Source organism: Nakamurella sp. UYEF19 (genome assembly GCF_040546275.1).
Taxonomy (GTDB): Bacteria; Actinomycetota; Actinomycetes; order Mycobacteriales; family Nakamurellaceae; genus Nakamurella.
Genome location: NZ_JBEPNO010000005.1, coordinates 259,538 through 281,862 on the forward strand (window position 1 = coordinate 259,538; position 22,325 = coordinate 281,862).

General features: G+C 67.8%; 23 protein-coding genes and 1 pseudogene. 11 read left to right on the plus strand and 13 right to left on the minus strand.

All coding sequences use genetic code 11. From position 1 onward, the window contains the following. Positions 1-8: 8 nt before the first annotated feature. Positions 9-2,432, minus strand: a complete 2,424-nt coding sequence (locus ABIB25_RS10810; RefSeq protein WP_354528478.1) for an HAD-IC family P-type ATPase — start codon at positions 2,430-2,432, stop codon at positions 9-11. A gap of 108 nt (positions 2,433-2,540) precedes the next feature. On the opposite strand from ABIB25_RS10810, the gene ABIB25_RS10815 reads away from it, so the two are divergent. The 3 genes from ABIB25_RS10815 to ABIB25_RS10825 all read left to right on the plus strand — a co-directional run bounded on the left by ABIB25_RS10815 (position 2,541) and on the right by ABIB25_RS10825 (position 6,857). Further along, on the plus strand, positions 2,541-4,187 hold the full coding sequence (locus ABIB25_RS10815; RefSeq protein WP_354528441.1) for an amidohydrolase: 1,647 nt from the start codon (positions 2,541-2,543) through the stop codon (positions 4,185-4,187). Between the two features lie 76 nt (positions 4,188-4,263). Next, positions 4,264-5,940, plus strand: coding sequence for an apolipoprotein N-acyltransferase (lnt, locus tag ABIB25_RS10820; protein WP_354528442.1), 1,677 nt, complete (start codon positions 4,264-4,266; stop codon positions 5,938-5,940). Positions 5,941-6,047: 107 nt separating this feature from the next. After that, positions 6,048-6,857, plus strand: coding sequence for a polyprenol monophosphomannose synthase (locus tag ABIB25_RS10825; RefSeq protein ID WP_354528443.1), 810 nt, complete (start codon positions 6,048-6,050; stop codon positions 6,855-6,857). A gap of 86 nt (positions 6,858-6,943) precedes the next feature. Here ABIB25_RS10825 and ABIB25_RS10830 read toward each other — a convergent pair whose 3' ends face one another. The 3 genes from ABIB25_RS10830 to ABIB25_RS10840 all read right to left on the minus strand — a co-directional run bounded on the left by ABIB25_RS10830 (position 6,944) and on the right by ABIB25_RS10840 (position 9,161). After that, positions 6,944-7,285, minus strand: a complete 342-nt coding sequence (locus tag ABIB25_RS10830; protein ID WP_090478812.1) for an RNA polymerase-binding protein RbpA — start codon at positions 7,283-7,285, stop codon at positions 6,944-6,946. 321 nt (positions 7,286-7,606) lie between these two features. Further along, positions 7,607-8,341 (minus strand): thymidine kinase, encoded by a 735-nt coding sequence (locus ABIB25_RS10835; RefSeq protein ID WP_354528444.1) that lies wholly within the window; start codon positions 8,339-8,341, stop codon positions 7,607-7,609. A 55-nt stretch (positions 8,342-8,396) separates the two neighbouring features. Continuing rightward, positions 8,397-9,161: a glycerophosphodiester phosphodiesterase family protein gene (locus ABIB25_RS10840; protein ID WP_354528445.1), complete on the minus strand. Its 765-nt coding sequence runs from the start codon at positions 9,159-9,161 to the stop codon at positions 8,397-8,399. Positions 9,162-9,235: 74 nt separating this feature from the next. Here ABIB25_RS10840 and ABIB25_RS10845 point away from each other — a divergent pair, with 74 nt between their 5' ends. Together ABIB25_RS10845 and ABIB25_RS10850 are read left to right on the plus strand one after the other, a co-directional pair. Beyond that, entirely contained in the window at positions 9,236-9,607 is a 372-nt protein-coding gene (locus ABIB25_RS10845) for a hypothetical protein (protein ID WP_502919784.1), read from the plus strand. A 69-nt stretch (positions 9,608-9,676) separates the two neighbouring features. Next, on the plus strand, positions 9,677-10,591 hold the full coding sequence (locus ABIB25_RS10850) for a hypothetical protein (RefSeq protein ID WP_354528446.1): 915 nt from the start codon (positions 9,677-9,679) through the stop codon (positions 10,589-10,591). Between the two features lie 21 nt (positions 10,592-10,612). Here ABIB25_RS10850 and ABIB25_RS10855 read toward each other — a convergent pair whose 3' ends face one another. From ABIB25_RS10855 to ABIB25_RS10865, 3 genes are all read right to left on the minus strand, one after another. Further along, positions 10,613-11,767, minus strand: coding sequence for a metallophosphoesterase (locus tag ABIB25_RS10855; protein ID WP_354528447.1), 1,155 nt, complete (start codon positions 11,765-11,767; stop codon positions 10,613-10,615). Between the two features lie 76 nt (positions 11,768-11,843). Next, complete coding sequence (locus tag ABIB25_RS10860) at positions 11,844-12,974, minus strand: M48 family metallopeptidase (protein WP_354528448.1); 1,131 nt, start codon at positions 12,972-12,974, stop codon at positions 11,844-11,846. Positions 12,975-13,051: 77 nt separating this feature from the next. Further along, positions 13,052-13,420, minus strand: coding sequence for a GNAT family N-acetyltransferase (locus ABIB25_RS10865; RefSeq protein ID WP_354528449.1), 369 nt, complete (start codon positions 13,418-13,420; stop codon positions 13,052-13,054). 71 nt (positions 13,421-13,491) lie between these two features. Here ABIB25_RS10865 and ABIB25_RS10870 point away from each other — a divergent pair, with 71 nt between their 5' ends. Together ABIB25_RS10870 and ABIB25_RS10875 are read left to right on the plus strand one after the other, a co-directional pair. Continuing rightward, on the plus strand, positions 13,492-14,250 hold the full coding sequence (locus ABIB25_RS10870) for a deoxyribonuclease IV (protein WP_354528450.1): 759 nt from the start codon (positions 13,492-13,494) through the stop codon (positions 14,248-14,250). A 31-nt stretch (positions 14,251-14,281) separates the two neighbouring features. After that, a complete protein-coding gene (locus ABIB25_RS10875) occupies positions 14,282-14,647 on the plus strand; it encodes an MmcQ/YjbR family DNA-binding protein (protein WP_354528451.1) in 366 nt (121 codons plus the stop codon). Here the strand turns inward: ABIB25_RS10875 and ABIB25_RS10880 are convergent. Continuing rightward, positions 14,626-15,765 (minus strand): S-adenosylmethionine:tRNA ribosyltransferase-isomerase, encoded by a 1,140-nt coding sequence (locus tag ABIB25_RS10880; RefSeq protein WP_354528452.1) that lies wholly within the window; start codon positions 15,763-15,765, stop codon positions 14,626-14,628. The genes ABIB25_RS10875 and ABIB25_RS10880 overlap by 22 nt on opposite strands. Further along, entirely contained in the window at positions 15,744-16,532 is a 789-nt protein-coding gene (locus tag ABIB25_RS10885; RefSeq protein WP_354528453.1) for an SDR family NAD(P)-dependent oxidoreductase, read from the minus strand. The genes ABIB25_RS10880 and ABIB25_RS10885 overlap by 22 nt, the downstream gene beginning before the upstream one ends. Before the next feature lie 119 nt (positions 16,533-16,651). On the opposite strand from ABIB25_RS10885, the gene soxR reads away from it, so the two are divergent. From soxR to ABIB25_RS10900, 3 genes are all read left to right on the plus strand, one after another. Then, the gene (gene soxR, locus ABIB25_RS10890) at positions 16,652-17,131 is read left to right on the plus strand and encodes a redox-sensitive transcriptional activator SoxR (RefSeq protein WP_354528454.1); all 480 of its coding nucleotides are present in this window, start codon (positions 16,652-16,654) and stop codon (positions 17,129-17,131) included. Positions 17,132-17,268: 137 nt separating this feature from the next. Beyond that, complete coding sequence (locus ABIB25_RS10895; RefSeq protein WP_354528455.1) at positions 17,269-17,529, plus strand: CopG family transcriptional regulator; 261 nt, start codon at positions 17,269-17,271, stop codon at positions 17,527-17,529. Further along, complete coding sequence (locus ABIB25_RS10900) at positions 17,526-17,957, plus strand: TA system VapC family ribonuclease toxin (protein WP_354528456.1); 432 nt, start codon at positions 17,526-17,528, stop codon at positions 17,955-17,957. The genes ABIB25_RS10895 and ABIB25_RS10900 overlap by 4 nt, the downstream gene beginning before the upstream one ends. A 560-nt stretch (positions 17,958-18,517) precedes the next feature. Here the strand turns inward: ABIB25_RS10900 and ABIB25_RS10905 are convergent. Further along, positions 18,518-18,922 carry a type II toxin-antitoxin system VapC family toxin gene (locus ABIB25_RS10905; RefSeq protein WP_354528457.1) on the minus strand — a complete coding sequence of 135 codons (405 nt, stop codon included), beginning with the start codon at positions 18,920-18,922 and terminating at the stop codon, positions 18,518-18,520. Further along, a complete protein-coding gene (locus ABIB25_RS10910) occupies positions 18,919-19,209 on the minus strand; it encodes a type II toxin-antitoxin system Phd/YefM family antitoxin (RefSeq protein ID WP_354528458.1) in 291 nt (96 codons plus the stop codon). Before ABIB25_RS10910 ends, ABIB25_RS10905 begins: the two co-directional genes overlap by 4 nt. A 56-nt stretch (positions 19,210-19,265) precedes the next feature. Between ABIB25_RS10910 and ABIB25_RS10915 the strand changes: the two genes are divergently transcribed. After that, a complete protein-coding gene (locus ABIB25_RS10915) occupies positions 19,266-19,538 on the plus strand; it encodes a hypothetical protein (protein WP_354528459.1) in 273 nt (90 codons plus the stop codon). On the opposite strand, the gene ABIB25_RS10920 is transcribed toward ABIB25_RS10915, so the two are convergent. Beyond that, positions 19,539-21,929 (minus strand): bifunctional lysylphosphatidylglycerol flippase/synthetase MprF, encoded by a 2,391-nt coding sequence (locus tag ABIB25_RS10920; RefSeq protein ID WP_354528460.1) that lies wholly within the window; start codon positions 21,927-21,929, stop codon positions 19,539-19,541. It abuts the gene before it with no gap. Between the two features lie 215 nt (positions 21,930-22,144). Next, positions 22,145-22,325: pseudogene (locus ABIB25_RS10925) on the minus strand (IS630 family transposase); the annotation flags it as partial.

Here is a 22,325-nt window from a genome sequence, read left to right on the forward strand (position 1 = left end):
TGACGTCGTCAGGAAGCAGTGGGTCGCGTGTGCGGCGTGACCCGGTAGACGATCTCGATGGCGACGGCACCGGCGATGCCGACCGCCATCGACACCAGGAACAGGCCGAACGGCAGGTTGAAGCCGAAGAACTGCCGGCCCGACGGCAGCAGGAAGACCAGGACGGCCAGGCCCGCCATCGAACCGATCAGCGCCGCCTTCCACAGCAGGAAGGGCCGCGCCAGCACCACCACGATCCAGAAGAACGTGGCCAGCAACGCGATCGTCGCACCGGTGCCCGGTTGCGAGCAGGCATCGTTCACGGCGCCGCCGATGGAGCAGCTGCCGGTGACTCCGTAGTGGTGGCGCCCCAACAGGTACGACACGATCACGACGATGCCGGCGATGGTGCCGGCCGGCACCGCGAAACCGAGCACCCGTCGGAGGAACCCGGGTACGTACCGCCGTTTGTTGGGCCCCAGGGCCAGGAAGAAGGCGGGGATCCCGATGGTCACGGCCGATACCAGGGTCAGCTGTCGCGGGAGGAACGGGAACGGAAGGGCGAACGCCGCGGCCGTGATGATGGCCAGGAAACTCATCACGTTCTTCGCCACGAACAGGTTGGCCACGCGCTCGACGTTGCCGATCACCCGTCGTCCCTCGGCCAGCACCGTCGGAAGGTGCGAGAACCGGCCGTCCAGCAGCACGAGCTGAGCCACGGATTTGGTCGCCTGGGCCCCGTTGCCCATGGCGACCCCGATGTCGGCGTCCTTGAGAGCCAGGGCATCGTTGACGCCGTCGCCGGTCATCGCGACGACGTGACCGCCGGCCTGCAGGGCCTGCACCAGCGCCCGCTTCTGCTCGGGCGAGACCCGCCCGAAGACGGTGGTCCGCTCCGCCAGTTCCTTGAGGTCAGCCGGGTCGGTGCCGAACGAGCCGCCGTCGACCACCCCGTCCTCGGTGAACTCGAGGCCGACGCGTCGGGCGATGGCCGCGACCGTGGTGGTGCTGTCACCGGAGATGATCTTGATCCCGACGCCCTGGTCCCGGAAGTACGCCAGGGTCTCGGCCGCATCCGGTCGGATCTGCTCGGACAGCACCACCAACGCCTGCGCGCACCGCCCCGGCGGCAGGTCCTGACCGGTCAACGACGAGGTGCAGTTGGACAGCAGCAGTACCCGGCGTCCGGTGGTGGCGTACCCGGCTACCCGCTCGCGGATCGGGTCGGCGGCGTCCAGCAGCATGTCCGGCGCACCCAGCACCCAGGTGTCGTGGCCGTCGTAGGTGGCCGCGCTCCATTTCCGAGCCGAGTTGAAGGCGATGTTCGCCGATCGGACCCAGTCCGCCGGGGCCGGGATGACACTGGCGAGGGCCTTGAGGGTGCCGTTGGCGTTGGGGTCGTCGGCGAGCGCGCCGAGCGCGACCCGGAGAGCAGCCTCGTCGACGTCGCCGAGCGGGATGATCTCCTCGAAGACGATGTCGCCGACGGTGAGTGTGCCGGTCTTGTCCAGGCAGACCACATCGACGCGGGCCAGGCCTTCGACCGCGACCAGCTCCTGCACCAGCACCTGCTGACGGGTGAGCGAGACGGCAGCCAGCAGGAAGGCCACCGAGGTCAGCAGCACGAGCCCCTCGGGGACCAGCCCGACCAGGCCGCCGGTGGACCGGATGATCACCTCGCGCCAGCCCTGGTCGGCGTTTGCGCGATACTGCGCCCAGATCTGCAGCGGCAGCGCCACCACGATGACCCAGGTGATGTACTTCAGCAGCTTGTCGACCGAGTCCTGGATCTCCGACCGGGTCTTGGTGAACCGCCGGGCCTGTGCGGCGATCTTGTTGGCGTAGGCGTCGACGCCGACCGCGGAGGCCTGGAACCGGCCGCTGCCGGCCACCACGACGGTGCCCGACATGACGGTGTCGCCCTGGTCGCCGCTGTCGCTGCCGGACTTGGGCACCGCGTCGGACTCTCCGGTGAGGTTCGACTCGTCGATCTCCAACCCGGCGGCCGAGAAGAGCGTGCCGTCGGCCGGGACCTGATCACCGGTGCGCAACTCGATCAGATCGTCGAGAACCACCTGGGCGGTCGGGATCTCGAGCAGCCGACCCTCGCGCACGACGCGGGTGATCGGAGCGTTGAGCAGGGCCAGCGAGTCGAGCTTGCGCTTGGCCAGGCACTCCTGGGTGACACCGATCCCGGAGTTGACGATCAGCACCAGGCCGAAGAGTCCGTCGGCCCACGACCCGGTGATGATGATCAGCACGAACAACGCGCCGAGGATCGCGTTGAAGCGCGTCATCACGTTGGTCCTGACGATCTGCCAGATCGACCGGGAGGTGGTCACGTCGGCGGCGTTGACCTGGCCGCGCGCGACCCGCTCTTCGACTTCCGTTGCGGTCAGACCGGTCTCGCGGGTCCGGTGGGCCTCGGCCGACACGGCGTTCTGGGGGAGCATCGTCACCTGACAAATGATCTCAGAGTTTAAGAGCCGTTTACCCGCAAACGGCCAGAACCGCACCGCCGGCTGGCAGTGATTGACTGGAGGCATGAAGGAATTGACCGCATGACGACGATCCTCCTCCGCGGCGGGCGGGTCCACACCTTTGCAGACCCCGATGCCACCGCGATGGCGATCACCGACGGGATCATCAGCTGGATCGGCGGGGAGCATGCCGTGCAGATGGCGGGGGAGCCCGACCACGTCGTCCACCTCGATGGTGCGCTGGTCGCCCCTGGATTCGTCGACGCGCACGTCCACACCACCGACGCCGGCCTGGCTCTGACCGGGCTCGACCTCGGTCCGGCCACCTCGCTCGGCGACTGCCTGCACCGGATCTCCGCTGCTGCAGCAGGTCTGGGACCCCGTGCCCTGCTCTGGGGGCACGGTTGGGACGAGACGGCGTGGCCGGAGAACCGGCCGCCCACCCGCTCCGAGATCGACTACGCGGTCGGCTCGCGCCCCACCTACCTCAGCCGGGTCGACGTGCACTCGGCCCTCATCAGCACGGCCCTGCTCGACGGCGCCCCGGCCGGGTCGGATCTGTCGGACCTGCACCCGACGTTGCCGCAGAAGAGGGGCGCCCACCACCAGGTCCGCAACCTGGCGAAGTCTTTGCTCACCCCGGAGCGGCGCGCGGCAGCCCAGCGGGCCTTCCTCGACTCGTGTGCGGCGGCCGGGATCGTCGAGATCCACGAATGCGCCGCCGGCGACGGCCCAGGCCGGCAGGACCTGCGCGCCCTGCTCGACCTGGGGGCCGCCATCTCCGTGCGGGGCTACCTCGCCGCAGCGGTCTCGGACCCCCAGGAAGCCGCGGAACTCCTCCGGACCACCGGCGCGGTCGCGCTGGCCGGGGATCTGTCGGTGGACGGCGCCATCGGTTCTCGGACCGCATCACTGTCCCATCCCTACAGCGATGACGAGAATAACTGCGGTACCAGGTATCTCAGTGATGACGAGCTCACCGAGCACCTCTGGGCCTGCGCGGTTGCCGGGATCCAGCCCGGGTTCCACGCCATCGGCGACGACGGCGTCAGCGCGGTCGGTCGGGCCCTGCGGCGAGCCACGTCACGGCTCGGCGACAACGGCAGCGTCGTCATGGCGGGCTGCGTGCCGCGCATCGAGCATGCCGAGATGGCTGACGAGGAGGCGATCGCCGCCTTCGCCGCGACCGGCACGGTGGCCTGCGTGCAGCCGATGTTCGATGCGGCCTGGGGCGGCGTCGACGGGATGTACGCGCGTCGGCTCGGCCGCGACCGGGCCGTGCTGATGAACCCGTTCGCCGCCCTCGCCTCCGCCGGGGTGGCCCTGGCGCTGAGCTCCGATGCCCCGGTGACGGCGGCCTCCCCCTGGGCCGCCGTCCAGGCGGCGGTGCACCACCGGACCGCGGGCTCCGGACTGTCGCCACGCGCCGCCTTCACCGCGCACACCCGGGGTGGGCACCGTGCCGCCGGCCGGACCGATCGCGGAATCGGCACCATCACCGTCGGTGCACCGGCCCACCTGGCCGTCTTCATCACCGGCGAGCTGGTTCGGCCGGCCGCGAACCCCCTGGTCGCGCGCTGGTCGACAGACCCCCGCTCCCGCGTCCCGCTGCTGCCCGATCTGACCCCCGGCGCCACGCTGCCCACCACCATCGCCACCATCGCCGGCGGCCGGGTCGTCTACGACACCGGCCTGTTCCACGGCGTCCCCGCCGCCGCGGCAGGCTGAGGCCGGACTCGAGCGGCCGGGCGGGTGGCAGTCGTAGCTGACAGGACCACCACCGCGGCGGCACTATTCTGAACCGGTGGTTTCCCCGACGGTCGACAGCGCGCCTTCTGCCGATCTCGTGCGTGCCACCAGGAAGCAGCTGCGGCAGGCCGGTCATCCCGGCGGGCCCGGGCGTCTCCGCCGGTGGCGAACCACGTTGCTCGGCACCGGGGGTCTCCGCGTCCTGAGTGCGGCTGCCGGCGGCTACGCCCTCAATCTCTCGTTCGCCCCGACCACCCTGTGGTGGATGGCCCTGGTCGGCCTCGGCCTCTTCGGCCTGGCCGTGCACGGCCGCCGGATGGGCCCGGCGCTCGGCCTCGGCCTGCTGTTCGGCCTGGCCTTCTACGTGCCACTCCTGAACTGGGTGACGGTGTACGTCGGCCCGGTGGCCACCGCGCTGGCCATCGCCGAGGCGATCCTGCTGATGCCCGTTGGCGCATTGATCGCCGCGGCCAGCCGTCGGCTGCCATGGTGGCCGGTGTGGGCCGCGGCGGCGTGGATCGCAGGCGAAGCCCTGCGCGCCCGAGCACCTTTCGGTGGATTTCCCTGGGGTGGCATCGCCTACTCGCAGCCCGACGGACCGCTGCTCCCGGTGGCGTCGCTGCTCGGCGCCTCCGGTCTGGCCTTCCTCACCGCTCTGGGCGGATTTGCAGTGGCCGGGCTGGCGCGCGCGGTGTTCCGCCACCGCCGGGAACTCCGCCCGGTGCTGCTGATCGGGCCGGTCGCGCTGGTGCTGTTGCCCTACGTCCTCGGCCTGGTCGGGCTGACCACCGAGCTGAGCGGCGAGGGCGCCCCGACCCGGAACATCGCCGTCATCCAGGGCAACGTGCCCGAGCCTGGTCTGGAGTTCAACGCGCGACGCCGTGCGGTCACCGATCTCCACGCGCTGCAGACGCACAAGCTGGCCGAGGCCGTCCGGGCCGGGACGGCGCCGAAACCCGATCTGGTGATCTGGCCGGAGAACGCGTCGGACATCGATCCCTACGCCAACGCCGACGCGGCGGCCGTGATCCAGGCGGCCGTTCGTGACATCGGCGTCCCGGTCCTCGTCGGCGCAGTCGTCGGCAGCGGGACCCCGGGCAAGAACTACAACATGGGCATCGTCTGGGATCCGGTGACCGGCCCGGCCGCGAAGCTCTCCGACCAGACCTACACCAAGATGCATCCGGTGCCGTTCGGCGAGTACATGCCCTACCGGTCGTTCTTCCGGATCTTCTCCGACAAGGTCGACCTGCAGCAGGGTGAGTTCTTGCCCGGCACCCGGCCAGGGAACCTGAACATCGCCGGGGTCAACATCGGCGACGTCATCTGCTTCGAGGTGGTCTACGACGACATCGTCCGCGACGTCGTCGACGGCGGCGCGCAGGTCCTCGTCGTCCAGACCAACAACGCGACCTTCGGCTACACCAACGAGACCTACCAGCAGCAGGCGATGAGCCGGGTGCGTGCCGTCGAGCACGGCCGTGAAGTGCTGATCTCCTCCACCAGCGGCGTCTCCGCGGTGATCGGGCCGGACGGCGGCGTCGAATCACGGATCGGGCTGTTCACCGCCGGCTACATGACTCCGACCGTCCCACTCATCTCCGCCACCACGCCGGGCACCGTCGTCGGCGGCCCGCTGGAGTGGGTGCTCACCGCCGGTGGACTGCTCGCCCTGGCGCTGAGCACCCTGCTGGCCCGCCGGCGTACACGCAGGCACAGTTCAACCCTCTAGGTTTGTCGTTCAGCACCATCCGGATCAGGGCCGACCCGACATCGGGGCCGGCGCGTATCGCGACCGGGCCGTCGATCCACCTCGGCCTCGAAGGAGAAGCAACACCCGTGAGCCCCGCCAACCCCGACGACCGCTCCGACCAGGCCGACAACTTCGACCGCACCGACCGGGTGTTGGTCATCATCCCCACCTTCAACGAGCGGGAGAACCTGCCGATCATCCTGGACCGGGTCCGGGCGGCCGTGCCCTCCGTCAGCATCCTCGTGGTGGACGACAGCAGTCCCGATGGGACCGGCGACATTGCCGACGAGCGGGCCGGCGCCGACGACATGATCGCGGTGCTGCACCGCACCGAGAAGAACGGTCTGGGGCCGGCCTACTTCGCCGGGTTCGACTGGGGCCTGCGGCATGGCTTCGACGTCCTGGTCGAGATGGACGCGGACGGCTCGCACGCACCGGAACAACTGCCACGGCTGCTCGGGGCCCTCGACCACGCCGATCTGGTGATCGGTTCCCGGTATGTCAAGGGCGGATCCGTCGTCAACTGGCCGCTGCGGAGGCTGGTGCTCTCCAGGGGGGCGAATCTTTACTCGCGCCTCGCGCTGGGCGTCGGCGTCAAGGACATCACCGCCGGCTACCGGGCCTACCGCGCGAAGGTGATCAGGGCGATCCCGCTCAAGGAGGTCGCCTCGCACGGCTACGTGTTCCAGGTCGACCTGGCCTGGCGAGCGATCCTCGGGGGTTTCCGCGCGGTCGAGGTGCCGATCACCTTCACCGAGCGCGAGATCGGTGTCTCCAAGATGAGCGGCAGCATCGTGCGCGAGGCTTTGCTGAAGATCACCCTGTGGGGCGCGGTGCACCGCTGGCACCAGGTCAAGGGTCTGGTCACCGGCAAGAAGGAGATCGTCCGGAGCTGACAGCGGCCCGGCCTGGCCCGGGTACGAGAACGGCCCCACCCCCCGGAAAGGGGAGCGGGGCCGTTCTCGGTGTTTTTCGTCTGTGATCAGGAAGCGGTGCGACGAGCCTTGAGCTCGGCCAGACGCTCACCGAGGATTTCCTCGAGTTCGGCGATCGATCGACGCTCCAGCAACATGTCCCAGTGGGTGCGCGGCGGTTTCACGGCCTTGCCCTCGGGGGCCGAGCCGTCGATCAGGGCGGACTCGAGCCCGTGCATCCGGCAGTCCCAGACCGCCGGTACCTCGGCGTCATCGGCCATCGGCACGGTGAACTCGTGGCCTCTCGGGCACCGGAAGGTGGCCGTTCGGCGGGGGGCCAGATCGTGGTTGCGATCAGCCTCGTAGCTGGTGCTGCCGAGGCGACTTCCGCGCAGGACGCGGTCAGCCATGGTGTTCCTTTCGCAATTGTTCGTCCGGTACTGCGTTTCGAGCGCGATACCGGGGGCCGGAACGTTCTCCCGGCGTGCTGCCCCTTCGGGCGCTACTGACTAGTAACGCCCTTCGGAGTTGGTTCGTTCCCGATCGCGCTGCGGATGGTTCGCAAGGCGAGGAGAACTGCGAGCTAGCCATCACCGCCACGAGAAGGGACAGCGTGACACGCTAACGCACATCTGTAGTTCGGCGCGGGCAGGCTACCAGGATGCGGCACCGATGGTGATGGTTCCCACACAGTTCCACCGGCGTTCACGCCTCGTGCAGCCCGCCGGGGGTCAGGGCTGACCGAGCGGGAGGGTGGCGTCGCCGGAATTCGGGCCGAGGTCACCGGAGCGGTGATGGCGACGGCAGAGCACCTGGTAGCGGATCTCCGCCTCGTCCAGCGCGGTGTCGGCAACCACCACCTGCTCGCCGGAGGTGGCCACCGCTCCTTCGACCACCCTGGCGTTGAACCGTCCCGGCCCACCACACCAGCAGAGCACCTCCACCTGCAGCGGCAGCACCTCGTCGGCGAGTTCGAACAACCTGGCCGAGCCGGGGAAGAGCCGTCCCAGGAAGTCGGTGGCGATACCGAAGGCGTAGACGTCGACCTGGACGTCGTCGGCGAGCTGGGCCAACTGGTCGATCTGGACGGGGGTGAAGAACTGGGCCTCGTCGACGATCAGGTAGTCGACCCGGCGGCCGGCGGCCCAGGAGGCCTTCACCAGATGGGCGAGATCGATGTCGTCGTCAACCTCGATGGCCTCCCGGGTGATGCCCATCCGGGAGGTGATCTGGCCGCGATGGGAACGGTCGAGCCGGGTCAGCAGCAGACCGCGCCGCCCCTGCCGGGAGTGGTTGTGATCGAGTTGGAGCGCCAGCGTCGACTTCCCGCAGTCCATCGGTCCGTAGAAGAACTTCAGCGCTCCGGTCGGCTGCTGGCCCCGTCTGGAGCCGGCGGCCGGAACCGTGGAGAGGGCCGTGGTCGGCTCGGTCTGGTCATGGACGACGGACTGGGGAGCGGGGGACACGAGCGGACTGTACTGAAGAGGATGGTCCGGTGGAACCTGCGCCTGCGGACGGCAATCAGCCTTCCCACTGCCCGCGTTCGGCCAGGACCAGTCGGAGGGTGTCAGGTCGGTCCGTCATGATGCCGTCGACCCCGAGGTCGAGCAGCCGTCTCATCTCGTCGGCCTCGTTGATCGTCCACACGTGGACCTCGATGCCGGCGGCGTGGGCAGTCTTGAGGAAGGCCCGCCCGACGACGGTGATGGCGCCGTAACGGACCGGTACCTGGGCGGCAACTGCGGCCCCGACCCTGGCCGGCAGCCGCAGGTTGGCAGCCGCGGCCAGCATCCCGACGGCGCGGGGGCCCAGCGAGGTGGCAACGGTCGGTCCGAGCGCGCGCTGCAGCGTCGTCAGGCGGTGATCGGAGAACGATCCCAGCCCGACCCGGTCGACGGCGCGCGACGTCCGCAGCAGGTCGATCAGCGGCCCGACGGCGCGGTCGGATTTCGGATCGATGTTGAACCGGGCGTGCGGCAGCGCTTCGAGCACCTCGGCCATCAGCGGGATGGGCTCACGGCCGCCGATCCTCGCCTTGCTGACCTCGTCCCAGGTGAGGTCCCTGATTCGGCCCCGCCCGTCGGTGACCCGGTCGAGGTGGTGGTCGTGGAAGGCGATGAGGACGCCGTCGGCGGTGGCGTGGACGTCTGTCTCCAGGTAGCGGTAGCCCTCGTCGACGGCCCTGGTGAAGGCGGCCATGGTGTTCTCACAACCCGCGAGATCGCCGATGTGCCAACCACGATGGGCGAACGCACGCGGACCCGAACCGTCCAGGTAGGCCGTCATGCGTGCAGTGTGTCACGCGTCAGAGGGTGCGCCGTTGCCGCTCCGGAGCAGTCCCGGCGCCTACGGTGGAACCCATGGCGGCGACGATGGTGACGGACCAGCAGGTGACGGCCAACAGCCGCGAGCAGAGTGCGCATCGGTGCCTCTGGTGCGGCCGCGGACTGCCGTCGGCGGGGACGGTCGGGCGGCGTCGGCGCTACTGCGCGCAGGCCTGCCGCCAGCGCGCCTACGAGAACCGCAGCGGGTTGCAGCGAGGCGAGCTGCCGGCCGATGCCGTCGTGCTCTCGGTCGAGGAGCGTGACGACCTCGCGGACCGGCTCTACCAGGTCAGATGCGCCGCCGAGGACGTGGCCACCGCACTGAAAGAAGGTGCGTCACCGGACGAGTTGGAGCCGCTGGTGGCGCAGCTCATCGTGTCGGCACGCTCCGCCGAGCGCATCCGCTGAGCTGCCTCATCGATCAGCTCCGGCCGTCGTCCGACAGCATCCGGGTACCGCGCGAGCCATGATGGGTGGGTGGACAGGCGGTGGGCCGGACTGGTGGTTTTGGCGGTGGTGCTGCTGGCCGCTGTCGTCGTACCGCAGCTCACGCCGAGGCGCCTGGCGGGGACTGCGGTCACGGTGCCCGTCCCGCCGCCGCCGTCGGTGGGTGATTGCCTGCTGAAGCCGGTCGACCCGGACCAGCAGGTCCGGGCGCCGGACCACGCCGCGGTCAGCACCGGACCGTGTGCCGGACCCCGCTACGGGGAGGTCGTGTCGGTCCTGCCGGTCGCGGCCGAACCGGCCTTCCCCCAGGACGGCAGCGACGGACCACCGGTCGACCCGAACGTCAACATCTGCGCCCAGGACGTGATCGGGTACCTCGGGCTGGGGAGCCGCCCGGGCCACCCTGGCGATCCGACGATCTTCGGGCACCCGGCCAGTCTGTTCACCTACTGGTCGCCGGTGGTGCTGTCGTCGTTCCTGTTCGTGGCCGGTCCAGACGCGCTGCAGCGCACCATGGGACAGCAGTGGATCGCCTGCGTCAGCTACGTTCCCGATCCTGTCAGCCGCCGGGCCACCCACTACGACCACACGGTCAGGAACGCCTTCCGCGACGGGGCACCGCCGGCGAACTACGCCAGCTGCCTCCGGACGGTGAGCGCCGGCACGCTGGACCTGGTGGACTGCAGCCTGCCGCACCCCGCGGAGATCTTCGGCTACACCTTCGCCGACAACACGGTTCCACGGTCCGCGTTGAACTCGACGTGCGCGGCCCTGACCAGGAAGCTGACCGGCATGACGGACCCCAGTGCGGGCGGTCGGCTCACGTCAGCCGCGGTCGCTGGTAGCGGGGGTGGCGCACTCAGTTGTGTGGTGACTGCGGACGTCGGTCACCAGCTCGTCGGGCCGTTGATGAACCTGGGTAACGGGCCGGTACCGCTGGTCTGACGCCGGATTCCCGACCGGCCCTCAACCGTTGGACGGGACGCTGCTGCGCAGGATCAGCAGGGTGATCTCGTTGGGCGCGAAGATCCGGAACGGCGGTCCCCAGAATCCACTGCCCCGGCTGGTGTAGAGCATGGTGCGTTCACCGTGCCGGGACAGCCCGGCGACAGCGCCCTGTTCGAGCCGCACGATGTGGTGGAAGGGCCACATCTGGCCGCCGTGGGTGTGTCCGGAGATCTGCAGGTCCACCCCGGCCGGTGCGGACATCCGGACCGACTTCGGCTGGTGGGCGAGCAGCAGGATCGGCAGGTCGGGATCGAGCCCGGCGAGAGCCCCGTCCAGATCGGCCCCGTGCCCCGGCACTCCGGACGCCTTGGCCGTCAGGTCGTCGATCCCGGCGACGGCAAGTCGGCTGCCGCCTCGTTCGACGATCAGGTGGCCGTTGCGCAGCACCGTCCAGCCGAGGCCGTCCATGTGGGTGACCCAGTCCGCGGCGCCGGACATGTACTCGTGGTTGCCGGTGATGTAGACCTTCGCCAATGACGCCTCGGCGTTCCCGAGCGGAGCCACCTGCAGCCGGCGCATCTCGACCGATCCATCGGCGAGATCACCGGCGTGGGCGAGGATCTCGGGATCCAACGTATTGACGCGCTGGACGACCCCGGCCGACCACCGGGCACGGTTGATCGGCCCGAAGTGGGTGTCGGCGATCATCACCAGTCGCAGACCGTCCAACCCGGCGCCGAGACGCGGCATCGGAATCTCGACCGTGCGGACCGGCGGGATGCGGCGGGCCTGCCAGAGGCCCCAGCCGCAGATCAGTGCCGTCCACACCAGCACGACGCCGGCAGTCCAGCGGTTGCGTTCCGGACCGTGCATCCCGGTGATCGCCAGGATGAGGTCGAGCAGCTCACCGACGATGGTCCAGACGAACAGCTGCCAGATGATGCCGAGCCAGCTGTCACCCAGCACCGCCAGGCCGTCGTGGTGCGCCTTGCCGTGCCCCTTGAACATGGCCAGCGGGAAGCCGACCAACGCCACCACCGCCAGCACGGTGCCAGCGACCGTCGCGGCCGTCGGCCACTGCGGGGCCAGGACCAGACGCCACCAGGGCAGACCGTGCAGGAGCAGCAGAACGACGATGAGGACCGTCAGGAAGGGTCCACGGCTGGGGCGCATGTGCTCATTTTCGCTGGGGACGTCCGCGGTGCGGGGTGCGGCGGGCTGTTCGAGTTGGTCACGTCCGGTGATCGGTCTACTTCTTCGACGAACCCTTCTTGCCCGACGGCGGCTTCGGATCCTCCTCGTCGGTTGGCCCGGCATCCGGTGCAGCATCGCCGGACTGGCTGCCGTCGAATCGTTTCCACAGACCCGTGAGTCCGTCGGCGATGCTCTGGCCGACCGAGCTGGCCGCGCCGCCGAAGTCACGGCCCACGTCACGGGCGGTCTGGGCCAGCGGGTCCTTCGAGGCGTTGAAGTTGTCCCGGTAGCTGCGGGCGGCAGACCTGAGCTCGTCGGCGATCGAGGCCTGGGAGTCGTCGGTGCGGCGCGGGTAGTCGCCGGCCATGATCTTCTTGTAGTCGCCGTCCTCGACCCACTTGCGGATCTCCGCTGCCCTGACGACGGAGAACGGGTGGGTCTGGCGCTCGAGGTTCATCAACTTCAGGACGCCGTCACGAACGTCGCCGGCCGCCTCGTAGTCGGCGGCCTGCTCCAGGAACGCGACCGTGTCCATCTTGCCCAGGCTGGCGCCGCCCGCCATCTTCATCTTCACCCGCAGCGCGACCTGGGGATCCTGTGCCACCAGCATCCCGGCCCGGTCCGCGGACAGCTCGGACTTGCGGCTCCACTCGTAGAGCGCAGCGATGATCCCGCGGAGCGCCAGACCACCCAGCGGCAGCCAGCCGAGGTTGTCCGCGATGCGGAGCAGGTGGTTCAGCATGGTCTGGTAGACCGCGTGGCCGCTCATCGCGTGGCCGAGTTCGTGCCCGAGGACGAACCTGAGTTCCTCGGGATCGTCGAGCAGTTCGATCAGGCCTGTGCTGACGACGATGAAGGGTTCGTCCATCCCGATGCAGAACGCGTTCGCCTCCGGGCTCTGGCGGACGTAGAGCTCGGGGCGCTTGGGCGAGTCGAGCGTCAGCAGGGCGTCGCTGAACAGCCGGTCGATCTCGGCGAACTGCCGATCGCTGACGCGGACCGAGGACGCCAGGAAGATCAGCCGGTGCTTGCGCTCGCGGAACAGTCCGGCGAGGGCCTTGAGCACGGTGTCGAAGCCGGGTACGGCTCGCAACGCGACGAGCGCCGATCGATCGGCGGGATGTTCCCAGGCGCGTGAGCTGATCCCCGGAAAGGTGACTCGCTTGCGTGCGACCGTTCTGGCCATGAAAAGCCCTCCCCGTTTCGTAACTGCTGTTTCGTCTGTTGGCGTTGTTGGACCCTGCAGCCGAACCCTAGCCCCGGTCAGTGCGCTGGGAGGTCGAAATCCGCCCGGTATCGGGTCGGGACCAGATCCAGGTACTCGCCGTGCCGTTGGATGTAGGAGAGGACGAAGGGGCAGTCCGGGATGATCCCGTTGCCGCCGGCGCGGAGTTGGTCGAGCGCGTGGGAGATGAGCTGCGACCCCATGCCACGGCCCTCGAAGTCGGGGTCGATCTCGGTGTGGGTCAGCGCATAGTCGTTGCCCTGCACCCGGTAGTCGAGCAGCCCGGCGGGCGCTCCGTCGACGAACAGCTCGAACCGGTCCTCCACCTCGTTGTCGCGCACGACGATCGCCGGTGGCGTCTCAGGTGTCTTCGAGTCGGTGGTGGCGTGCGGAGTCGGGTTGTCCATGGGGTCAACGATAGGACCTGGGCGGGCCGTGTCCGCTGCCGGTGTCGGGGTGTTCGGCTAGCGTTCGGAGCATGGTTGCCATCGGTGCTCACGTCGACTCGTCGGATCCCTTGACGGCTGCTGCCGCAGTCGGTGCCGGCGCGGCCCAGTTCTTCCTCGCCGATCCCCAGGGCTGGAAGAAGCCTGTCGAGCATCCGCACGCCGCGGCGTTGCGAGCGGCCGACATCCCGCTCTACATCCACGCCCCGTACATCATCAACGTCGCGACGATGAACAACCGGATTCGCATCCCGAGCCGCAAGATCCTCTCGCAGCACGCGGCCGCGGCCGCCGACATCGGGGCCAGGGGCCTGATCGTGCACGGCGGTCACGTGGCGTCCGACAGCGAGCTGGACAAGGGATTCGAGAACTGGCACAAGGTCTTCGAGCGCGAGGAGTTCCCCGTCCCGATCCTGATCGAGAACACCGCCGGCGGAAATCACGCCATCGCCCGACGGTTCGATCGGCTGGCCCGTCTCTGGGATGCGGTCGGCGAGTACGGCGTCGGGTTCTGCCTCGATACCTGTCACGCGTTCGCCGGCGGAGAGGAACTCGGTGCCGTCGTCGATCGGGTCATGGCGATCACCGGCCGGATCGACCTCGTGCACGCCAACAGCAGTCGCGACGGGTTCGACTCCGGAGCCGATCGGCACGCCAACTTCGACGACGGCACGATCGAGGCCGAGCAGATCGCCGCGGTCTGCACCGCCGCCGGTTCCGACGTGATCGTCGAGACCCCGGGCGACGGTCAGAGTGCCGACATCACCTTCCTGCGGAAGTTCCTGGACTGAGTTTCTTCGCTCCGGAGAAAGGTTCGGACCCATGCCGCTCACCACGGACGAGATCCGCCGGTTCTGTCTCGACCTGCCGGCTGCCGTCGAGGAGTATCCGTTCGACAGCAGTCCGGAACTCTGCACGTTCAAGGTGGTCGGCAAGGTGTTCGTGTTCACCCAGCTGACGGCGCCCCCGCCCCTGCATGTGGCGCTGAAGTGCGACCCCCAGATCGCAGTCGCGCTGCGGAACAGCCATCCCGCGATCACGCCGGGCTGGCACCTCAACAAACGTCACTGGAACACGGTGACCATCGACGGTTCCCTCCCTGACGAACAGGTCCTCGAGATGATCCAGGACTCCTTCGACCTGGTGGTCGACTCGCTTCCGAAGCATCAGCGGATCAGGTTGCGATAGGCCCGCCTGCCGATGCTTCGATCAGGAGTCGTGGTCGGGAGCAGGAGCGCCGAATCGCCGAACTCGTGCCAGAGATAGTCGTTCTCGACCGCCGCGTCGTAGGCACGCTGGGTCATCGCCGGGCCCGCGATCGCTTCTACCAGGAGCAGATGTGATGCCTCCGGGTTGTGCCATCCGGTGATCAGTCCGTCGACGAGGCGCGGAGGTCGCTCGGGCGTGACCACGTGCTCCGTCCAACCTGAGGCCGCCTGGGCCCTACCGTCGGCGTCGACGGTCGACTCCAGGGCGCGCGTCACCGTGGTGCCGACTGCGACGATCCGCCCACCCCTGGATCTGGTGAGGTTCACCAAAGCCGCGGTGGAGGGCGGCACCTCGAACCACTCGGCCTGCGGACCCTCGCCGGCTTCCTGCGACGACACCCCGGTATGCAGGGTGATCGGTGCCACCGCTGTTCCAGAGCGAACCAGTTCGGTGACCAGTCGATCGCTGAAAGGCCGCCCTGCACTTGGCATCTCGGCACTGCCGGGGATCAGCGAGAAGACCGTCTGGTAGGCGGCGAGATCGAATCGGCCGTGCAGGTACCCGTAGCTGATCGGCCGGCCCCGTGCGGCCAATACAGTTTCAAGTGCCGTGGGGTCCGACGCCGATGCCCGCCACAACCGGTTGCCCGACCCTGTTGGTGAGGACCCGGCTCCCGGATACGGGGCGAGTAGTCGCAAGGTGACCCCCCGGCCCACGGCCACCATCTCGCCGACGGCAGCGTCCAGCACCGGTTCCGCTGCGTCCGGTGCGCTCCGGAGCTCGACCACGAAGTCGAGATCCTCCAGGCGCGCGGCCAGGTGCAGCACCACCGGCCCGTGCTGCTCCGCCGTGGCGTCGATCTCGGCTGCCACCGTGGCGGAGTTGTTCACCACCAGCAGGTCTCCCGGCCGGAGGTGTTGGCCGATCCGGTCGAAGGTGGTGTGCACGATGCCAGCGCCGGAGGCCACGAGTAGACGCACGCCGTCTCGGCGGAGTCCTCTGGCCTCCGCCGGTCGGGTCGCAGTTCGGCTGGCCGGGAAGGTAAATGTGGTGCTGGGGGAGGCCATGTGGGTGGTCAACTCGTTGCTCCGATCCATGCCGTGGTGGTGGGTGGTGTGGCGCTGGGTAATGTGGCGATCGGTGCTGTTGCCATCGGTGCTGTGTCGGCGCGTGGGCGCAGTTCGCCGACGGTGTACCGGCCGCTGGGTGGTCGTGAGGTGAGAAGGTCGAGAATGGCCGGTACGGCTACCTTCTCGGGTACCTGACGATCCGAGATGTCCTCCCCGGCGAAGGCTTCCTGCGCCATCGCGGTGTGCATGTCCCCGGGGTCGACGGCGTACCAGCGGAGTGCCGGGTTCTCGACGGCAAGCGTCAGTGTCAGATGGTCGAGCGCGGCCTTGCTCGCTCCGTACAGCCCCCAGTTCTCGTAGTGCTCGACGGAGGCGTCGGACGACACGTTGATGACGGTCCCAGCGGACGCCGACAACTGCGGCAGCAGTGCCGTGGCGAGCAGCAGCGGTGAAATGGTATTTGTTTGCAGCACGGCGTCGAGCGCACCGGATGCCGTCGCCGAGAGCGGAGCCAGGGGAGTGGCGCCCAGTGTGCTGGCGTTGTTGACGAGCAGATCGAGGGCGGTCGAGCGGCCTACTGCTGCGACGAGATCGGCCCGGTGCGCCGGATCGGTGACGTCGCCCGCGATGGTGGTGATCCGCGATCTCCGGGCGGGGCCGGCGTCGTCGAGAAGTCGTTCGAGGGCATCGGGTCCGCGTGCATCGACGATGACGTGCCATCCGTCAAATGCGAGCGCGAGGGCCAACGCGCGGCCGAGTCCGAGGGACGCGCCGGTGATGAGTGCCTTGGGCATGATGTTCCTTCCGAGATGGGTTGCTGAATTCCATCCTGGAAGTTGAACCATGGTTGAGGTCAAGGGCTAGAGCAGACTTATAGTTGAAGACAACTCCAAGTGTGGCGTAGCCTTTTCGTATGGACGTCGAGCAATTGTTGACAGTGGCGGATGTGGCCCGCCGCAGTGGTTTCGCGGCGTCCGCGCTGCGTTTCTACGAGCGCGAACAATTGATCGAGGCCCACCGTTCCGGTGGTGGGCAACGTCGGTACGACCGACAAGTGCTGCGCCGTTTGGCCTTCATCAGGGCCGCCCGGAATGTCGGCCTCTCGCTGGAGGAGATCCGTGCGGAGCTGGCCGAGCTGCCGTCATCGCGGACACCGACACCGGGGGACTGGCGCCGTATCTCGCGGCACTGGCGTCGCAGGCTGGACGACCGGATCGCGGCGATCGAGGCTCTCCGGGACAGGCTCGACTCCTGCATCGGGTGTGGATGCCTGTCGATGAAGGTGTGCGGTCTGTACAACCCGGGCGATTCATTCGGTAGCTCGGCCGTCCCGGCCGGGGCGGCCCTGCTGCCGCCACTGCTCCGTGAGCAGCACGGGTCGGAACACCGCTGAGACTGTCGTCGCGCCGGTTGCCGTCGGGCAGACGTGAAAGACAGGTTGAACCACGGGTCGACCCCGCTCTCTGTCAGGTTTGATGCGCCCGCATCAAGTTATTGATGCCGTGATGTCTCGTCAGGTAGACTGGGAGGGTGCGGACGACGCTGACGCTGGATGACGACGTTGCTGCGGCGCTGGAACGACGGCGCGCGGCCCGAGGAACCCGGCTGCGCGAGGAAGTCAACGACCTGCTTCGCGCCGGTCTGGCTGCATCCGAAGAGCCCTCGACGGGTCAGGAACCCTATGAGCTGCCCACCTTCGACCCCGGCCGGCCGCTGGTCACCGACCTTCGCGCCCTGGTGGAACTCCTCGACACCGAGGACATCGAGCGAGCACTGCCGGCCCGATCGTGATCCTGATCGACGTCAACCTCCTCGTCGACGCCACGATGACGTCTGCGGCACATCACCCGGCTGCTCACGCATGGCTGCAGGAGAGATTGTCCGGCACGGCGCGAGTGGGACTTCCATGGGTGTGCATCACCGGTTTCGTCCGCGTCGTGAGCCAGCCCCGCGTGTGGGAGCGCCCGATGCCCGTCGAGGACGCCCTATCAGTAGCCCGCTCTTGGCTGGCTCGTCCCTGCACCTGGATCCCGGAACCGGGGCCGCGGCACCTTGATCTCCTCGACGATCTGCTGGGGGCGCAAACCAGTGCGCGTCTGGTGACCGACGCCCACATCGCGGCCATTGCCTTGGAACACGGACTCGAGCTGTGCAGTCGTGACCGTGACTTCGCGCGCTGGGCGGATATCGGGTTGCGTGCGCGCAACCCGCTGGTCTGACCCTTATTCGTCATAGTGACGAAAATGGGTGTGCTGCAGATCCCGGCTGGTCGATCCACCTGCATCCAAGATGCCGATAATGAACATTATGTCAGGTTGGGTCTGCCGACCGGTGGGACGTCGGGCACCAGTAGCGTCGAGTAGCCGCTGTCGGCGACGCGCCGAACCTGGTCCCGCCACGCCGCCAGATCAGATCCAACAGGGGCGACGACTCCGAATCGAAGGGGTCGCACCGTGTTGGTTGCCTCGCTGGTTGGCTCGTTGACGGTCATCGTCGCTCGCCTCCAGTCTTTGCCTGAGCTGGACCTCGGGCTTCTATACCTACGATGGGTTTCCACCGGATACAACAGTGACGACCGAGTACAGGCCGTCCCGGTCGACCGTTGTTGGGATGCCGGCCCGTGCAGAGACTGCGGAGCAGACCGGGCGCTTGGCGGGCGTGCAGGTTCGGCAGCTCCGCCGAACTCGCCTCAGTCTGATACGCCGGGTGTCAGTAAGGAGGGCTATGGGCAGGACCTCCTTGTAGATCACTCCCGTGCTGCGCGACGGACCGATCCAGATCAGCCGACCGGAATGACTGTCAGCGATGCATGGATACCCCGGAAATGCTTCTCGTTGCGAGTGAGCAACGGGATGCCGAGTGAGACGGCCACCGCCGCGATGAGCAGGTCGAATCGACGGGGCTTCGGATCGCGACCGGCCGCACGGCCGCTGGCGCAGAGCGCACCGTAGATGCGCGCTGCGTTGCTGTCGAACGGGATCGGGTCGAAGGTGTCACTGACCCAGTGGTAGCGCTGCTCTCGCGCTGTGTTCAGTAGCGGATCGGTCGAGTGGAGCCCATAGGCCAGTTCGGCGAGCGTGATCGTGCTGACGGCCGCGGATGCCGTGTGTGCCGCTACCGTCCGAGCCGGATAGTTGATGACGACAGAAGTATCCAGCAAGGCCGATTCGACGACCGAGCTCATCGATCGTTCCAGCGATCGACGTCGCGATCGTCAACGACGCGGTCGAGGTCGTCGAGCTCATCACGGAACCGACTGGTGTCCCAGTCCGGAAGCACCGCGATCCCAGCTGCGATGGCGTCAACCGGGACGAACCGTGGCCGTCGGACACCGCCATTCTTGTCGTGCGGTACGAGATCAGCGACCGGGGTGCCGTTACGGGTAACGACGAAGGACTCCCCCTGCTCGACTCGCCTCATGATCAGGCCGCTGTCGTTGCGCAACTCGCGTTGGCTGATCGTCGTGTCCATGAAGACACTGTAGCACCAAGGTGCTACAGGGCGGCAGGTTGATATCAGATCTCGCGATGATTTCAGGAAAACCGGACATCTCACTGTTGGGAACTGTCACCGATCGAGCGGGACGGAATGGTCTCGCCGTCGGGACCGACACGAACACCCCTGGCTACACAGAACGCCAGACCCTGATCTTCGACCTGCAGACCGGTGCGCTGCTGGACTACGAGACCACCGCGCTGGCCCAAGGTGATCTACCCATCGAAGCGCCGGCGACCATCGGCTACACGACCTGGCTGGAGTCCGCGAAGGTCAGGGCGATCGGCACACGATCGGGTGCCTGATCATCCTCGCGCGCAGAGACTGCGTAGCAGACCGGCGGCTTGCCCGGCGTGCAGGCTCGGCAGGTACGCCCGGCCGATGGCCATCGCGACCACCGGGAGGTCGGCTGCGTGTGAGTACACCAGGTAGACGGGCTTGAACTCCGGCTGGAATTTTGCCTTGAAGGCCAACAGCGACCGAAATCCGTAGGTGGGTTCCAGCGCCGCTGACATACCGTCCAGAGTCCGGTCCAGCAACCTCCGAGGGCCGACGATCCGAGATCTCCGCGCCAATGGCGCAACCGACAGGCTGACCGTCGCGCAACCCTCCGCTTTGAAGGCAAGTGCGCTCTCGGCAATCAAATACTCCATGACCGGGCGAAAGCCATCTCCTCGTCGACGCATGAGGTCCAACGTCCAGCCCACGACATCGCCGTCACGGTGTACCGGCAGCCAGGTGGTGATTCCCTGCACGGTGCCCGAGTTGTCGATCGCGATATGGGTTCGCATTTCCGGATCAAGGGCATGGTCGACGGTCCCCAGCGTGAAACTCATCTCCGGCAGTGGTTTGCCCTCGACCCATTCCTGGGACAGGCGCTCGATCTTGGCCCTCAGGTCGGGGGGAAAATCTATCAGCCGTCCTGTCATCATCGTGATGCCTTCCCGCTTTGCACGATTGATCGCGGTTCGGACATCCTGCCAGGACTTCCCGACGAATTCCAGGTCAGGCAGATTCAGCACGGTGTCCTCGCCGATCTGAACTTTGTGCAATTCTGGCGCTCCCGCCGTGAACGCCGACGTGGCGGCGAAGGCGCAGGGAGTCCACCCCGCGTCCCGACAGAAGCTACAAAATCCGCGGATGGCATCGGCGTGACGTGATTGCGGACCCACCGGGTCGCCGATGGCGATGGCGACGGTCCCGACGACGCGGTAGCTGATGATGCTCTGGCCGTCCGGGCTGGTCCAGTTGCTGAAGGCCGGCCAGGTTCGCATCCAGCCGAGCGACCCGCCGCCGTAGCGTCGCAATAGTCGGCCGAGGAGCTCGGTCGGGCCCGACCTCGGACCGTGATCTGCGTACATCCAACTGGCCATCAGGATGATCAGGGTTCCACCCCATCCGAGGGCGAGAACGCCCAGCGAAGCCCTGGCGAGTCCATCCTCAGGGGTGAGTGGACCGGTATTGAAGGTGAGCCGCGCCATGGCTTCGCGGCCGACGTCGAGCAGGTCCGGTACCGGCCGGAAGTGCTGACCGAGAATCGCAATGACTCCCATGACGGCAGTTCCGAACCCTATGACGGCAATGAGCAGGCGTCGCACCGACCGCCCCGCCAGACCGTCCGGCGCACGCCACGACCAACGACTGCGGTACGACACTAGCAGCACCAGAGCGGTTGTGGCGCAGAGGAAGTCCATCACACGAATAGAGCCTGCGGTGTTCAGGGCCGAATTCAGCGCGATCAACGAGGCACCGGAGACGGCTACCCACCAGGCCGCCGCCCGGCCCCGGCGCAGTGCATCGGCCACCAGCAGGGCGATCACCGATTCGCCGACCATCGTGACTATCCCATGCATCGGGGAATGGACCGGAAGACCATTCCCGAACACGCCGCCCAATCCTGGATACACCGCGTCCACCAGGTTTGTCATTGCCAAACAAGCAATGAAGAAGCTGACGCCGACCCTGATCTGGAGGCGGTCGATCTTGGTGACGGGGCGGGCAGGGCGTGGCCGTCCGGCCAAGAAGGGTGCACCAAGGATTCCGGCGGAGAATGCCAGCAGGTGTTCGACATCCCAGAGCAAGCCCGACCGCAGCACTGTCACCGACAGGTAGATCAGCCCGCCGGCCCGAATCCGCTGCCGCCATGGTTGGCTCATGAGCGCGGTCGCCGCGCCGGCGACTCCGAGAGCGCCGGCGGAGAGTCCGAGATCGACCTGACCGGTGAGACTTGACGCCCATGCCCACGGGGAATCCTGGAAGGGCCACACCAGCAGGGCCGCTGCGACGGTGCCGGCGAGTTGAGTGCCGAGCAGCGCCAATGCTGCCCGCGCTGGACCGACCCTACGTTCGTAGCTGCCCAGCCCGCCGATCAGCAAAGCGCCGACGACGAGGTAGAACTCAGGTCTCGGCAGCACGAACGCGCCCGTGGCGAACGTCCGCCAGTGGCCGTCGTGCAACCGCGCGGTGCCGAAGGACATGACCTCGAGCACGCCGGATGACGGATCCATCGGCCGCCACAGCGTGCCCGTGGCGATCCCCATGCCCAGCAGTAGCGTCAGGGCGGCAATGGTGAACGGGATGCCCCTGAACGCCGCGACCAGGTGTCGGCCCGCAAGGAGCGTCAGGCGTGGGCGGGGTGGCACCGTGACGGCGGGTGCTCGCTCGTTCGAAGTGAGAACGGTTGCAGCAGAGGGCATGGTGACTCCTGACGTAGACAGCTAGACCCATCCACCCCAGTACAGATGTGCTGCCTGGCAGGCGGAAGCCGCCTACCACCCGATGTTCGGGGGGTGCTAGCCCCCTGACACCGGATGGCGTGACCGAGGCCGTCTTTGCAGCCGTCAGCGAGTAGGTTTCGCCCATGGCATGTCGAATCAGTGAACTGGTACTCGGTTGTCGTGACCCCGAGGCCCTAGTGTCGCGTGTTTGAAGTCTTCTTACGGTGGGCTTTGGCGAGGATCTGGTCGGCTGTTTTGGTCCAGATGAACGGGTGGCAGCGTTCGTTCCAGCCGTCGATGAACGCACCGATGGCAGCGATGAGGTCTTTGACGGAGGTGAAGGTGCCGCGGCGGATCGCCTGCCGGGTGATGATG